Raw genomic sequence first — 14,018 nt, forward strand, 5'->3', positions numbered from 1 at the left:
ATGCCCTGAGGGCATCACTGGCTAGTTTTTTTCGGCTTCAGCCGATGGCAATTTCAATGTGAAGACAGTGCCCCGTCCAAACTCGCTTTCAATGGACATGCTGCCTTTGTGGTTTTCAATAATTTTATATGTGATCATTAAGCCAAGACCTGTTCCCTTTTCCTTCGTTGTAAAAAATGGCTCGCCAATTTTTTTCAGCACTTCAGCCGGAATACCCTCACCCTCGTCTTTTACATTCACGAGTATATAATCACCTTCTTGCCTGGAGGACAGCGTCACTTTCCCGCCATTAGGCATGGAGTCTATTGCATTTTTTATTAGATTGATAAAGACTTGTTTGATTTGATTCTGATCACAATTGATGCTCATCTGATCCTGCGGGTGCTGATGTACAATCATGACATTATTCATGATAGCCTGTGTTTCAAGAAGAGTTGCAACATCCTGAATCAGTGTTAATAAATTTGTTTGCTTCAAGACTCTTTCCTGAGGTTTGGCAAGCATAAGCAGTTCGCTTAAGATGAGTTCGATCCGGTTTAATTCGGAGAAGACAATGTCAAAGTAGGTCATCTCCCCTTTTCCTTCAGAACGCATGAGCTGCAGAAACCCTTTGATTGCTGTCAGCGGATTCCGGATCTCATGGGCTATTCCTGCTGCAAGCTGTCCTGCAACGGACAATTTTTCTGAACGAAGCATTAACTCCTCTGCTTTTTTACGATCCGAGATATCTCTTAAAATAACCTGAACAGCAGGTTCGCCAAAATATGTGGTTGGGATGCAGACCATTTCCGTATAGATTGTCCTGCTCTTATATGTATGCCATGATTGCTTTGTTACTTCAACATCCGTTCTCAAATGAACTATGTTTTGCAATTTTTCTTTTACTTGCTCATGATATTCCGGATCGAGAGAGGAAAAGATGTTTTTTCCGAGCATATCCGGATAATCATCTGCTTCAAAAAGCTTTACGCCCGATTCATTAATAAATACCCATTTTTCCCGGTGTATGACGGCAATCGTATCGATGGAATTTTGAATGAGGAGCTGATACCGCTCTCGGCTTTTTTGCAGGATTTTCTGGAACTTTTTCCTTGAAGAAATATCAAGAAGAACAACAAGTTCTGCAGGCTGATTATTAAAAACAGCTGGTGCTGCCTTTATCTCGACTTCAACAGGAGACCCGTCAAGCCTTCTCCATGTTTGTTCGATCTGGCCGACATACGCCCCCCGCTGCATTCTTTGAATGCGGTTTTTAACAATTTCATGATAATCATGATCGATAATATCCAGCACGTCTTTCCCAAGCAGATCTTCCTTTGAGCTTCCCCCTAACAAATCAATTAAAGCCTGATTCACATAGCATAATTGACCTTTTTGCGAGATGAATAAGGGGCATGGCATTCTCATAAGCAATTCACTTGCGTTTATGTTTATTTCTTTTGCCTCATCGATTAAAAGCGGATTATTTATTTGAACGGGCTTTGAACAGAACTCCTGCTCGTGTGATTTAAGCAGTCTAATCTTAAGGATGATCTGATTTTCTTTCCCTGAAGTCGATTTGATAAAATCAACGGTTGCTTCAAGCCAAATAAACGCTCCATTCTTCAATAAAAAACGAAACGTGCATGGATGGAGATGGTGTTCGTTGTAAAAATAGCTCTCAACTAAAAATAAATCATCTTTATGGACATAATCCTTCAAGGAAGTTCCAATGAATTCTGCACTGGTAAAGCCCAAATGCTCTTCACTGTTCAAAGACATGAATTGAAATCTTCCATTATCGTTCATAACTGCAAATAATTCCGCCTGCGGCAATACTTGATATGCGCTTTCTGTCTCCTGCTTCATGCATTGCCCCCCTTTATGTCCTTTTCACATTTGATAAACGTACCTGCCTACTGGTGGGATGGATGGAACGGCTAAAATGAGCGTAATGCGGCAATGACGAGGAATTAAGAACAGATCAGCTTATCTGGAGGTTGGTCTTCGTCTACAGAACGTTCGATTTTACTTAACAAAATTCGATTTTCTTATTCAAAATTCCTTTTTAATTTCCTTAAAAAGTTAATTTTTTTCAAGTTAAGCATAAAAATAATATAAGCCGGGATTGTCCCGGCTTTCGATTATTCTTTATATTCGCCAAAATTTTTGGCTGCCTTTTCTTTTTTTGCTTTTTCTTTATGAGCATGGTTGGCTGCAGCGCTGCCGATTTCCCCGCTGAATTCAGAGTCGATTTTGCTTGAATCAAACCCTTTTTTATTCTTTTGATCTGCATCGTTTTTGTTCGTTTTGGACATCCTGAGCTCACTCCTAATCAAAGATTGTTCTTAGTCTTTTCATCTCTTGATGAGGCTATTCTTCACTGCCCTGCTCATAAGATTGCAGCATATTAACAGCATGTGTTACAGCGCCGCCTGACCGGAGAAGGGCAGCAGTCATAATTGCTTCCGCCAGCTCTTCCTTTGAACAGCCTTCCTTTTTGGCTTCAGCTGTATGTGAAGCGATGCAATAAGGACATTCAGATGTATGCGCGACAGCAACTGATATTAATTGTTTCAGCTTTGCGGTGAGTTTACCTTCCTTTGAAGCTTTTGAAAAAAACGCCCTTGCTGTCTGCTGTATTTCAGGAGAAAGATCCGTCAAAGTATTGATGTTTGATAAATCATCCCTGCTATAAAAAGATTCAGCAAGCTCTCCATCATAAGCACGATGCATCTGAGTGCGGTGAGCATAAGCACCTCCTGCTTCGATTGCAGCTGCAGCCATGACAGCTTCAAATAATTCCTCCAGAGATGCTCCAGCTTTTTTCGCTTTTTTTGTATGAAAATCAATGCAATAAGGACATTCGGTCACATGTGAAACAGCAACTGCTATAATTTCTTTTTCTTTTCTGGATAAATGCCCCTCATTCAAAACTGCTTTGCTGAAGGCAATATACGATTGATAAAGCTCCGGCGCTAACTCGGGAAAATTCTTTATGAGCTGTATGTTTTCAATTGAGTAAATCCCCATTTTATCCCTCTTTTCTGGTTATGGAAGTATTTTTTCCTTCTATATAAATTGTTACTCATAAGAAAAGCAGAATAGATCCGACAGAAAAGTTCAGGTATCACTTTTTACGTTCTGATGGAGAAGTCAGGAGCTGGAACTAGCTTATCTCATAAAAAAAGCTTTCCTATAAAGGAAAGCTCAGTCTCGCATTTATTCTTCTGTATTTTCCGCAGTTTCTGCAGACTGTTCTGTTTCAGCATTTGGATCTTTTGGTTCCAGGTTCGCGTACGCTTCGATTGCTCTTTTCGCAATGTATTTGTTTACAGGATGGGAAGCTGTTTTACCGGTATAAGGAACAATTACACTGATGGCAACTTCAGGCTTTGATGCAGGATAATAACCAACAAAAGCCAAGTTATTTGTTTCCGTTCCCCAGTATGCACGTTTGCTTTGCTCGCCGTAATAACTGGTTTGTGATGTTCCTGTTTTCCCTGCAACATCATACTCACCAAAAATACCTGCTGCTGTACCGCCTGTTTGCGTAACAGCTTCAAATCCTCTCTGAACTTGTCTGATATCTTCTTCTGAGTTATTGATGCGGTTTAAAATTCGGCTTTCATGTTCCGTTACAATAGAGCCAAGCTCCTCATCCTCAACAGGAGAATGAATGCTCGTAACGATCCGCGGCTCAACACGATAGCCTCCATTGGCAATAACAGAAACGTATTGTGCCATTTGAAGAGGTGTATACGTATCAAACTGGCCGATTGCCATGTTCAGAAGAATCCCCGCATCTGGAGGAACAGACTGCTGGCCAATTGACTCATTAGGTAAGTCAATGCCCGTTGGTACTCCTAATCCAAACTGACTGTAATAATTGCGCATTTTTTGGAAGTCTTCAGAAGAAGCATTGAATGTAGAATTAGGAATATAATTTTCACCTGCTATTTCGTAAGCAACTCTGAACATATATACGTTGGAACTTCTTTTCAATGCTGTTATATCACTAACAGGACCCATGTTACGTACTGATTTTTTTGGTTTAGTGTCTTTTATTAATAACGGGGTATCATTATAAACAGTTCCACGCGACATTCCATTCTGATACCCGGCTAATACAGTCGCACCTTTTATTGTAGACCCAATTTCATACTGTGAAGTAAAGTTCCCAATTATATAATCATTAATTTTTCCTTCTTCAAAGCTGTACTTCTTCCCTGACATCGCTAAAACGTCACCCGTATTAGGATCCATCATAACAGCGAATGCCCTGTCCACTAAATGATTGCCGGTTTTCCCCCGAGCCACTCTCAGCTCTTCTTCAACAATAGTATCCAGCTGCTTTTGCAGTTCAAGATCAAATGACAGTTTCAGGTCATATCCGCGGCGGCCTTCATCGATCATGGTTTCTGAAATGACTTTGCCGCTGCTGTCGGTTACATATTGAACCTTGGCTTTTCTCGGATTCAGATAATCTTCGTATTGATATTCAAGATTGCTTCGGCCGACGCGTTCATTTCTCGCATAGCCGCGGGCTGTATAGTATGACTTTCTCGCTTCGAGAATTCCCTGCTTGGGAGTTGTTACACTTCCAAAAATGCCGGTTAACAGGTCTCCATTCGGATATGAACGTTTCCAGTCGGTAATCACATCGATTCCCGGGAGGAGTTCAAGATTTTCCGCTACACGAGTCAGCTCTTCTTTTGTCAGCTCCTCGCCTTTTGTAAGATCCGTAGCTTTTACGATCTGAGGTTCGTAGGCATACCCAGCTGAGAAGCGTGTGTATAAGGCAACTACTTCAAGCTCGTTTTTATTGCCTTTTAGTTTGTTAAGCTCTGCTTCAGGGACACGATCAATTTGAAGCTGATACGTTTCGCTCCCCTTTTTCTCTTTTTCCTTTGGTTTAAGAAGTTTTGCTGCTTCTTCCGGGTTTGCAGCAACCCAATAGTCTTTTAAATCTCTGTCCTTTAAAAATTCAGTCGGAACTTCTATTAGAGATGCAAGCACTTTTGCTGTTTCAATTTTATCTGATGCTTTCGTTGTTTTTTCTACTGTATATGTGATGGCCTCAACACCAATGTTTTCAACAAGAACATTTCCATTCCGGTCATACATCTTTCCGCGCGGTGCAGGAAAGCTTGCATAGTTTGACTCAGTGCGGCTGACTTCTTTTGAAAATTCCTCACCCTGAACAATTTGAACAACACCCAGCCGAATGATTAGTGCTACGAATAGTAAAAACACAAAGAAAAAGAAAACATTGATGCGGATTAAGCGCGTTTTCTTCAATTTTCGCAGATCAGCTTGACTATTACTTGGCTCAGTCAACGAATTTATTCCCCTTTCAAAATCGATCCTTGGTTATGAGATCATTTTAACGTATTTCAAACTCTATTGTAACACTTGTGTAATACTTGTTACATAAAAAAGGGAGTTAAATTTTTGTCAAGAAACATTTCAATGAAAAAGTTAGTACAACTGGATATTTATAGGAAGATTTTTTGATGGCAGCCAATGAGGAGTATTTTATTTGTTACGCTATAAAACTAGTGATGCGAAAGGTTTGTTAACGCTTACTTAATGTAAGCTTCATAGATTAAAAGAATGTGTTCTGTCAATGGAAAGCAATGGTTCATATGTTACGAAAATCGTATGTTACGATGTTGTTGTAGCAAGAGAGGCACCAAAAAAACTCTTAGGAGGAATTTTTTCATGAAGAAATCTATCGTACTTTCAGTTGCGGCAGCAGCTACTATTTTTACATTTAATGCTGGGGGCCCATCAGCAGATGCAGCAGCTCCACAGCAATCAAATATGCAGGTCAAAGCTTACCAAATTGCTGGTCAAAACTGCAATTTAAATCAAACACAAACACAGGATCTATTAAAGAACATCAACAATCCTGAGCTTCAAAAAATGATTGAGCAGCAATTAAGCCAATTTAAAGCACAGCAAGGTCAGGCAGCAGCTCCAGCACCACAGCAAGAGCAACAAGCAGAAGCTCAACAAGCTCCAAAACAAGAAGCAGCACCAGCAGCACCTGCAAAGCCAGAAGCTTCTAATCAAGAAGCTCCAAAGCAAGAGCAAACACAGGCAGCTGTAAGTGAATTTGAGAAAAAAGTTGTTGAATTAACAAATGCAGAGCGTGAAAAGCAAGGCTTAAAACCACTTCAATTAGATGAAGAATTAAGCAAAGTGGCTAAAGAAAAATCAAAAGACATGCAAAGCAAGAACTATTTTGACCACAACAGCCCAACTTACGGATCTCCATTTGATATGATGAAGAAGTTCGGCGTTCAGTACAGCACAGCTGGCGAAAACATTGCTAAAGGACAAGCTTCTCCTGAAGAAGTAGTACAAGCATGGATGAACTCTGAAGGCCACCGTAAAAACATCATGAACTCAAGCTTCACTCACATTGGTGTAGGCCATGTAGCTGAAGGCAACTACTGGACTCAAATGTTCATCGGTAAATAATAGGTTTTCAAGTTGCGAGATAGCTAGAATATTCTAGCTATCTTTTTTTATGTTCATTATTAGTCTGACCATATCCATGCACTGAATACCATTTTCAAAAATGGGCTCCCGGTAATGTTCAATGAAGTAATTCTCAATTATTTTCTGCATGCGAAATCCGCATTTTTGATAAAGGGCAAGCTGATCTAAGCTTGAGTTTCCAGTACCAATCTCAAGGAAATCCATGTTTTGATCCGCACAGGCTTGTTTAGCATGAGCAATAAGCTTTTTTGCTATTCCTTTTCCCCTGAATTTCACATCCACCGCAAGATTCATTATTTCCATAGATGCAGGCGAAATCGGCATCAGCAACATAACTCCTGCCTTATTCTTCTCAAGCTCCGCAAGAAAAACGGTCCCCTTTTTGAGATATTGATTTACATTTTGTTCGGAAGGATCTGCTTCGAGCAAGAGATCCATCGGTGCTGCACTATTGTCCTGCAGCTTTCTGATTACGATTTCCATAGCTTGAACAGCGCCTGTGTACCGCTGTTACCTTCACCCTTTTTCTGAAGCTCTGTGTAGAGTGAATGAGCTAACGTTAATCCTGGCACCTCCATCTTCATATGGTCAGCTTCCTCAATTGCAATGCCCATATCCTTTATGAAATGCTTTACATAGAAGCCTGGTTCAAAGTCCTCTTTCAGCATTCTTGGACCAAGATTGCTCAGTGACCAGCTGCCAGCTGCACCTGCTGAAATGCTTTTTAAAACATTTTCAGGATCGAGACCAGCGTGTTCCGCATAAGCAATGGCTTCACTGACTCCAATCATGCCAGCTGCTATCGCAATCTGGTTGCACATTTTCGTATGCTGACCGCTTCCTGCTTCTCCCTGATACACTATATTTTGTCCAATGACAGAAAAAATCGGCATGCATGCGTCAAATGCTTCCTGATCTCCGCCTGCCATAATGGATAATCTCGCTTCTCTTGCCCCTACATCTCCGCCTGAAACGGGTGCATCCAAGGCATGGATATGACGCTGCTTTGCTGCTTTATAGATTTCTTTTGCAAGACTTGGCTTAGAAGTAGTCATATCTATTACATATGTACCTTCCTTGGCAGAGTTCAAAATACCTTTTTCGTTTAAATAAATATCTTCTACATCAGAAGGATAGCCGACCATTGTAATAATATAGGCAGATTGGGATGCAACCTCTTCAATCGTCTCCATCCAAACTGCACCAGCCTCTATCAGTTCAGCTGCCTTTTCTTTCGTTCTTGTATAAACCAAAACCGGGTAACCATCTTTGAGCAAATGCCCTGCCATACTCTTCCCCATTACTCCGACCCCGATAAAACCGATTACACCTTTTTCTCCAGTCATTTTTCATCTTCCTTTCTTACTAGAAAAGCGCAAGCGCCCGTATACCTCAGGCATGACAGATAAGAACCCGGCGGAAAAGTCCGGGTTTGACTTTTCCTGCGGATTTGTTCTGGCCGAAGAGCTGGGCGATTACGCTTGCCATAAATGTGCAAAACTTTATACTAATTCATTTCTCAAAAGGCCATCTAAACGATGGAAGACTTTTCTTTAAGCTTATCATATTCTTTCAATACAAAATGAAAAAAAATGATAAAGAAAGTTTGAATAAACAGATAAACCGGAAAGGAATATTCCATTTTATAGCCTTTGCTGAAATCAAAAATGCCGACTAATACAGCAACCCATTCATAAAAAACAGAAAACATGGACCAGAGGATTATATAAACAATTGTAATCATGCCCCTGATTCTCCATTGCTGGTAAAGATAGAGAAAAAAGCTGCCAAAAAAACCATACATGCTGTAATAAATAAAATCCCAAACCTCAAATTCCGGAGAATCATTCACATCATAAATATCATAAGGAGGAAGGTCTAAAATATGATCCGCAGTGAGTGCTATAAAAGCGCTGAAAGTAAAGATCAGCAAAGTTATTGCAGGCGGAAATATTTTTGGAAGCTTTACTGATATCCAGAGTGCCGTAAAAAGAGTGATCACAATATATAATTCGTTCATCATGCCCATCATCGTGTTGTGACCCCCTTTTTTAAGATTGGGCGAAACACAATGAGTGCAGTGACTCCGGAAAAGTATAAAAAGGACGAATGCAGAATTGGTATCAGCCATCTATTCTCCAGATAACTCATAATCTGAAAATAGGCGCAAAGTTCTTCCATTGCGAAAATTAATGAAATAGAAAAGAACAGCAGAATTAGTTTTGCGATCGATTTCTTCAGCCTGAAATAAACATGGACAATCATAAGAAAAAGTGTGGGGATGATAAGAATTCTCTGCAAAATAATAACCGTCAGTGCAGTTGGTGTCTCATATGCTTTAGCCCACTCCAGATTTTCCATAATGACGGAACAATAGCTGTTATTTACAATAGATAGAATCATAAAAACAAAAATGGATTCAAGACCATTCATTTTTTTTGGAAAGAAAACGTACAAGTGTATTGTAAGCCATAAAAAGATCACAGCGAGTACGACCGCCATATATATGCCACCCTCAGTATTGGATTATCTGATTTAGTTTTCTTCCGGGCAGCAAATCCTATACAAATTAACACTTATTAAACAGATTTCACCATTCCTCCGTCAACCAGATGTGTCTGCCCTGTCATATAACTGTTGGCATCTGAGAGCAAGAAAAGAACATAGGCAGCAAACTCGGATGGTTTCCCGTAGCGTCCTGCAGGAATTTTCCGCTTCACTTCTTCTTCCACCTCACTGACGCTGATGCCATTCTTATCTGCTGCTGCCTGATCTAGAGAAGCGACTCTGTCCGTTGAAATTCTGCCCGGTGCCACTGTGTTGATCAAGATTTGATAAGGGGCAAGTTCTGATGCCAGTGTTTTAGTTAAACCGACAATTCCAAGACGGAACGTATTTGATAAAACCAAACCTGGTATTGGTTCTTTTACTGAGGAGGAGGCGATGTTTACAATTTTTCCTCCCTTGGCTCTCATATAGGGGATAACAGATCGAATAAGACGCACATGACTTAAAAGGTTTAACTCGAACGATTTTTGCCAGTCTTCATCACTCATTTGCTCAAATAGTCCTGAAGGGGGCCCGCCTGCATTATTCACAAGTAAATCAATTGTTCCAAAACGTTTCACCGTTTCTTCCACCAGCTGGCTGATCTCATCTGCATTTGATAAATCGCATGCTTTATATTCAACGAGGCCAGTACCTTTTTCAGAAAGCTCATTTTTCACTTTATGTAGCTTATCAGGGTTTCTGCTTGTTATCATGACGTTGGCGCCTTCTTTTACAAGCTCTTCAGCAATAGCTCTGCCTAATCCTTGACTTGATGCTGCAACTAGAGCCACTTTTCCTTTTAATCCGAGTTCCATAGCTAACACTCCCCTTATTTTTTCTCATTATTATAGTAACAGTCTTACTTGTATTTTGCTTAAATAAGGATTCAGAAAATAGAAAAAACAAGGGCTGCACACCTTGTTTTCTAAGTGAAGTATTCAATCTTCGCATTTGGAAAGAAGTCATCAATATACGTTTCAAGTGTTTCTCTTAAATCAGCTACCTCATCTTTTTGATAAATATATTTGCCGATTCCGTATCTTCCCCATTTGTAGCGGCGGTCATCTTCATTCATCTCGAGCTTTGATTTTGGATAGTTTTTTTCAATGAAGCGCTTGGCAGGCTTTGTAAACCGGTGCTGGATCATTTCAAATGTGATATCATCCCGTGATTCTTCAGGCAAAAGCCGATTAAGTTTCGAAAACAATTCGTAATACCCTTCCCGCCATCCTTCATGAATATAAATAGGCGCCACAATAAATCCGAGCGGGTATCCCGCCCCCGCTACTTTGACGGCTGCCTCTAAACGTTTATTCAGCGGCGATGTGCCTGGTTCAAAATTTTTAATCACAAAATCAGCATTGATACTGAAGCGAAAACGTGTTTTTCCTTTATGATCTGCATGAAGTAAATGATCCACATGATGAAACTTTGTGACAAAGCGCAATCGGCCCATATCCGTATTCCCGAAGAATTCAATCGCTCTTTTTAGCGAATGGGTTAAATGATCAATCCCGACGATATCAGACGTACAGGATGCTTCAAAACGGGTGATCTGCGGTGAGCGTTCATCCATATATTCCTGTGCCCGCTGAAAGATTTCTTCTGTATTCACGTACGTGCGAATATAAGGTTTAGAGCCCATAGTTGTCTGCAGATAACAGTAATGACAATGCCCCATACAGCCTGTTGCAAGCGGTATCGCATATTCAGCAGATGGTTTTGAAGAATCAAAGTCCAGTGTTTTTCGAACTCCTACCACAAGAGTGGATTTTGCATTTCTGTACTGCTGCAGATGGTTATTGCCCGGTATATTTCTCACTTGATTATGTGAAGTCGTTTCTCTGATTTCAAGCCCCATTTTTTCAAATTTCTCTTTCAGCTCAATCCCAAGCGGATATTCAAGCGCTCTAGGCTCAATATAGACAAGCTGCGGCACAAATGGTTTAACCATGAATACACTTCCTTTAACTAAAGCGGTATACCTTTAACCTTTGTTATCAGCATTCTTCATATCCTTTTTAAAATTTACCTATATAGAAAAGCGGAACCGACTGTTCAGCTCCGTTCTGGCCGAGGAGTTAGGAGGTAAAGCTGGACACAATGAAAAGCCCAGACAGATATAGATTCACCCGAGAAGTCCGGATTTGTTTTTGGACGAATCCGTTTTTCCAAATGTGTCCCAACACAGGCACTTTCAAAAAAAAAAGCAGCCAGCAAGCTGCGAAGTTTTCTACTCATATTGTTCATAATCAAACAGCTTATTGTACATCGCTTCTGCATCTGAATAAGAAGGGAAGATTGCGTCCTCTTCATCTAATAAATGATAGGAATCATGAATAAATAGGGCGTTTTCACCAGGGTGATTCGGATGCTCCACGATTTCAGCCTGCTGGATATTGGCTACATTTGCTGCATGCGGATTGCGGTAGATGACGTACACCTTGTCTCCTGCATTTACGTCTTTCTTTTCCAATTTTCATCACCTTTCTTTTACGCTTGATGATGTTAGTTTCACCTTATTAAGGAATGTGATACAGGAAAAGAGATGATGACCGTTGTTCCTTCGCCTATTTGGCTTGTGATTGTTATGTTTCCATTATGCTGCCGGATGATTTTTTCCGTTATGACCAAGCCTAAACCAGTTCCTTTTTCTTTTGTCGTAAAGAAAGGTTTCGTAACCTGGCTTATTAAATCAGCCGGAATGCCTGGCCCTTGATCTGCGATCGTGATTATAACGATGTCATTTTTAGCTTGAGCGTCCACAATAATGTTTCCGCCTTTATTCATGGCATCAAACGCATTTTTCAACAGATTGATCAGCACCTGTTTAAGCTGATTTTCATCCCCTTTAACTGCGGGAAGTTCCCCTTTGCACTTAAAAAAAGACCTGCTTAAGCAGGTCTTTTTCATTTCAATTAAAGATTGAATTTCGCTTTCACAAACTCAACAACTCCATCTGTTGTGCTCATAGAAAGAATTTCTTCTTTGAAGCTTGCTGCTTCTTCTTTTGAAAGGTTTTTAATAAGAGAACGTGCTGGAAGGATCGATGTTGCACTCATAGAGAACTCATCAAGTCCTAGACCAAGAAGCAATGGAATCGCAAGCGGATCGCCAGCCATTTCTCCGCACATTCCTACCCATTTGCCTTCTTTGTGAGCTGCTTCAATAACAAGCGTCACAAGACGAAGAATAGCAGGATTATAAGGCTGATACAAGTATGAAACACGCTCGTTCATACGGTCAGCAGCCATTGTGTATTGAATCAGGTCATTTGTTCCGATGCTGAAGAAGTCAACATCTTTAGCAAATTGATCTGCAAGAACAGCAGTTGAAGGAATTTCAACCATCATTCCAATTTCAATGTGATCTGAAACTTGAACACCTTCATTGACAAGCTTTTGCTTTTCTTCTAAAAGAATGGCTTTAGCCTGTCTGAACTCGTCCACTACCGCAATCATCGGGAACATGATTTTCAAGTTGCCGAACGTGCTTGCACGAAGCAATGCACGCAATTGAGTGCGGAAAATATCCTGCTCTTCTAAGCAAAGACGAATCGCACGGAAACCTAGGAATGGATTCATTTCTTTCGGAAGATTCAAGTATGGAAGCTCTTTGTCTCCGCCAATGTCAAGGGTGCGGACAACAACCGGCTTGCCTTCCATGCGCTCAAGCACAGCTTTATATGCTTCGAACTGCTCATCTTCTGTCGGAAGCTGATCGCGTCCCATGTAAAGGAATTCTGTACGGTATAGACCAACTGCTTCTCCGCCGTTCTCAAGAACGCCGCGAACATCATCAGGCGTGCCAATATTGGCTGCAAGCTCAACGTGCTGTCCGTCTTTTGTTACCGTTTCTTCATTTACAAGTTTCGCCCACTCCGCTTTTTGCACTTCGTATTGAGCTTTTTTCTTTTCAAAGCCTGCAATTACATCCTCAGAAGGATTTACGATGACATCTCCATCAATTCCATCAACGATGACGATGTCGCCATTTTTGATGTCAGCTGTAGCTGTTTTTGTTCCAACTACTGCAGGGATCTCCATTGAACGAGCCATGATGGCTGAATGGGATGTTCTGCCGCCGATATCAGTTGTAAAACCTAAAACATACTGACGATTCAGCTGTGCAGTGTCAGAAGGTGTTAAATCTTCTGCAATGATAATCACTTCTTCAGAAATCATGCTCGGGTTTGGTATCTCAACGCCAAGCAAGTGTCCGATCACACGTTTCGTAACATCGCGGATATCAGCTGCACGCTCTTTCATATATTCGTTGTCCATAGACTCGAACATACTTACAAACATATCAGCCGTTTCTTTCATTGCAAATTCAGCGTTAACTGCTTCACTGCTGATTTTATCTTTAACCGGGTTAAGCAATTCTGGGTCGCTTAAAACTAAGATATGAGCTTCAAAAATTTCAGCTTTGTCTGCACCTAATTCTCTGAATGCATGCTCTTTAATTTTTACAAGCTCTGATTTTGATTTTTGGATGGCTTCATCAAAACGAAGGACTTCAGCATTTTTATCTGCTACTTCTTTTTTTGATACTGTCAGATCTGGTTCTTCTAAGCGGTAAGCTTTTGCAATCGCGATCCCAGCTGAAGCTCCAATCCCTTTTAATTCAAGCATTATTCGCCTAAGCCTTCTTTTTTCATTGTTTCTTCAAGAGCTGCGATTGCATCGTTTTCGTCTGAACCAGCTGCAGAAATCGTGATTTCTGAATCTTTAGCGATACCTAAAGACATAACACCCATGATTGATTTTAAGTTCACTGTTTTGCCGTTATATGCTAAGTTCACATCTGCATCAAATTTGCTTGCTGTTTGAACAAGCACTGTAGCCGGACGTGCGTGGATTCCTGATTCTGCTGTTACTTTAAACGTTTTCTCTGCCATAATTAATCAATCTCCTTCATATTTAAATAAAGCTAGTACACAATATCTTATCATAACAGCCGCATCACATGATTGACAA

At 40.6% G+C, this 14,018-nt stretch carries 15 protein-coding genes; 1 reads left to right on the forward strand and 14 read right to left on the reverse strand.

The window, feature by feature from the left end; all coding sequences use genetic code 11:
• Positions 1–21: 21 nt before the first annotated feature.
• The 4 genes from QFZ72_RS19580 to QFZ72_RS19595 all read right to left on the reverse strand — a co-directional run bounded on the left by QFZ72_RS19580 (position 22) and on the right by QFZ72_RS19595 (position 5,319).
• A complete protein-coding gene (locus QFZ72_RS19580) occupies positions 22–1,848 on the reverse strand; it encodes a PAS domain S-box protein (RefSeq protein WP_307436662.1) in 1,827 nt (608 codons plus the stop codon).
• A gap of 275 nt (positions 1,849–2,123) precedes the next feature.
• Positions 2,124–2,297: a hypothetical protein gene (locus tag QFZ72_RS19585; protein WP_307436665.1), complete on the reverse strand. Its 174-nt coding sequence runs from the start codon at positions 2,295–2,297 to the stop codon at positions 2,124–2,126.
• Positions 2,298–2,352: 55 nt separating this feature from the next.
• Entirely contained in the window at positions 2,353–3,012 is a 660-nt protein-coding gene (locus QFZ72_RS19590) for a carboxymuconolactone decarboxylase family protein (RefSeq protein ID WP_307436668.1), read from the reverse strand.
• Between the two features lie 189 nt (positions 3,013–3,201).
• On the reverse strand, positions 3,202–5,319 hold the full coding sequence (locus tag QFZ72_RS19595) for a peptidoglycan D,D-transpeptidase FtsI family protein (protein WP_307436669.1): 2,118 nt from the start codon (positions 5,317–5,319) through the stop codon (positions 3,202–3,204).
• 384 nt (positions 5,320–5,703) lie between these two features.
• Between QFZ72_RS19595 and QFZ72_RS19600 the strand changes: the two genes are divergently transcribed.
• Entirely contained in the window at positions 5,704–6,468 is a 765-nt protein-coding gene (locus QFZ72_RS19600; protein ID WP_307436672.1) for a CAP domain-containing protein, read from the forward strand.
• Between the two features lie 33 nt (positions 6,469–6,501).
• Here QFZ72_RS19600 and QFZ72_RS19605 read toward each other — a convergent pair whose 3' ends face one another.
• The 10 genes from QFZ72_RS19605 to QFZ72_RS19650 all read right to left on the reverse strand — a co-directional run bounded on the left by QFZ72_RS19605 (position 6,502) and on the right by QFZ72_RS19650 (position 13,939).
• Positions 6,502–6,972 carry a GNAT family N-acetyltransferase gene (locus tag QFZ72_RS19605; RefSeq protein ID WP_307436675.1) on the reverse strand — a complete coding sequence of 157 codons (471 nt, stop codon included), beginning with the start codon at positions 6,970–6,972 and terminating at the stop codon, positions 6,502–6,504.
• Positions 6,960–7,835, reverse strand: a complete 876-nt coding sequence (locus QFZ72_RS19610; RefSeq protein ID WP_307436678.1) for an NAD(P)-dependent oxidoreductase — start codon at positions 7,833–7,835, stop codon at positions 6,960–6,962. The genes QFZ72_RS19605 and QFZ72_RS19610 overlap by 13 nt, the downstream gene beginning before the upstream one ends.
• 185 nt (positions 7,836–8,020) lie before the next feature.
• Positions 8,021–8,521, reverse strand: coding sequence for a hypothetical protein (locus tag QFZ72_RS19615; RefSeq protein WP_307436680.1), 501 nt, complete (start codon positions 8,519–8,521; stop codon positions 8,021–8,023).
• Positions 8,518–8,991: a hypothetical protein gene (locus QFZ72_RS19620; protein WP_307436683.1), complete on the reverse strand. Its 474-nt coding sequence runs from the start codon at positions 8,989–8,991 to the stop codon at positions 8,518–8,520. The genes QFZ72_RS19615 and QFZ72_RS19620 overlap by 4 nt, the downstream gene beginning before the upstream one ends.
• A 77-nt stretch (positions 8,992–9,068) precedes the next feature.
• Positions 9,069–9,854 carry an SDR family oxidoreductase gene (locus QFZ72_RS19625; protein ID WP_307436684.1) on the reverse strand — a complete coding sequence of 262 codons (786 nt, stop codon included), beginning with the start codon at positions 9,852–9,854 and terminating at the stop codon, positions 9,069–9,071.
• Between the two features lie 110 nt (positions 9,855–9,964).
• Positions 9,965–10,993 (reverse strand): spore photoproduct lyase, encoded by a 1,029-nt coding sequence (gene splB, locus QFZ72_RS19630; RefSeq protein ID WP_307436686.1) that lies wholly within the window; start codon positions 10,991–10,993, stop codon positions 9,965–9,967.
• 279 nt (positions 10,994–11,272) lie between these two features.
• A complete protein-coding gene (locus tag QFZ72_RS19635; protein WP_307436688.1) occupies positions 11,273–11,515 on the reverse strand; it encodes a transcriptional regulator SplA domain-containing protein in 243 nt (80 codons plus the stop codon).
• Between the two features lie 38 nt (positions 11,516–11,553).
• On the reverse strand, positions 11,554–11,952 hold the full coding sequence (locus tag QFZ72_RS19640) for an ATP-binding protein (protein WP_307436690.1): 399 nt from the start codon (positions 11,950–11,952) through the stop codon (positions 11,554–11,556).
• A 5-nt stretch (positions 11,953–11,957) separates the two neighbouring features.
• The gene (gene ptsP / locus QFZ72_RS19645) at positions 11,958–13,673 is read right to left on the reverse strand and encodes a phosphoenolpyruvate--protein phosphotransferase (protein ID WP_307436693.1); all 1,716 of its coding nucleotides are present in this window, start codon (positions 13,671–13,673) and stop codon (positions 11,958–11,960) included.
• On the reverse strand, positions 13,673–13,939 hold the full coding sequence (locus tag QFZ72_RS19650) for a phosphocarrier protein HPr (protein ID WP_029281636.1): 267 nt from the start codon (positions 13,937–13,939) through the stop codon (positions 13,673–13,675). The genes ptsP and QFZ72_RS19650 overlap by 1 nt, the downstream gene beginning before the upstream one ends.
• Positions 13,940–14,018 lie beyond the last annotated feature (79 nt).

It is taken from the genome of Bacillus sp. V2I10 (assembly GCF_030817055.1).
GTDB lineage: Bacteria > Bacillota > Bacilli > Bacillales > Bacillaceae > Bacillus_P.

What these genes read in the sequence shown, in the direction of transcription:
- QFZ72_RS19580 (WP_307436662.1), bottom strand. Translation starts at nt 1,848, where the DNA reads ATGAAGCAGGAGACAGAAAGCGCATATCAAGTATTGCCGCAGGCGGAA.
- QFZ72_RS19585 (WP_307436665.1), bottom strand. Translation starts at nt 2,297, where the DNA reads ATGTCCAAAACGAACAAAAACGATGCAGATCAAAAGAATAAAAAAGGG.
- QFZ72_RS19590 (WP_307436668.1), bottom strand. Translation starts at nt 3,012, where the DNA reads ATGGGGATTTACTCAATTGAAAACATACAGCTCATAAAGAATTTTCCC.
- QFZ72_RS19600 (WP_307436672.1), top strand. Translation starts at nt 5,704, where the DNA reads ATGAAGAAATCTATCGTACTTTCAGTTGCGGCAGCAGCTACTATTTTT.
- QFZ72_RS19605 (WP_307436675.1), bottom strand. Translation starts at nt 6,972, where the DNA reads ATGGAAATCGTAATCAGAAAGCTGCAGGACAATAGTGCAGCACCGATG.
- QFZ72_RS19610 (WP_307436678.1), bottom strand. Translation starts at nt 7,835, where the DNA reads ATGACTGGAGAAAAAGGTGTAATCGGTTTTATCGGGGTCGGAGTAATG.
- QFZ72_RS19615 (WP_307436680.1), bottom strand. Translation starts at nt 8,521, where the DNA reads ATGATGGGCATGATGAACGAATTATATATTGTGATCACTCTTTTTACG.
- QFZ72_RS19620 (WP_307436683.1), bottom strand. Translation starts at nt 8,991, where the DNA reads ATGGCGGTCGTACTCGCTGTGATCTTTTTATGGCTTACAATACACTTG.
- QFZ72_RS19625 (WP_307436684.1), bottom strand. Translation starts at nt 9,854, where the DNA reads ATGGAACTCGGATTAAAAGGAAAAGTGGCTCTAGTTGCAGCATCAAGT.
- splB (WP_307436686.1), bottom strand. Translation starts at nt 10,993, where the DNA reads ATGGTTAAACCATTTGTGCCGCAGCTTGTCTATATTGAGCCTAGAGCG.
- QFZ72_RS19640 (WP_307436690.1), bottom strand. Translation starts at nt 11,952, where the DNA reads ATGAAAAAGACCTGCTTAAGCAGGTCTTTTTTTAAGTGCAAAGGGGAA.
- ptsP (WP_307436693.1), bottom strand. Translation starts at nt 13,673, where the DNA reads ATGCTTGAATTAAAAGGGATTGGAGCTTCAGCTGGGATCGCGATTGCA.
- QFZ72_RS19650 (WP_029281636.1), bottom strand. Translation starts at nt 13,939, where the DNA reads ATGGCAGAGAAAACGTTTAAAGTAACAGCAGAATCAGGAATCCACGCA.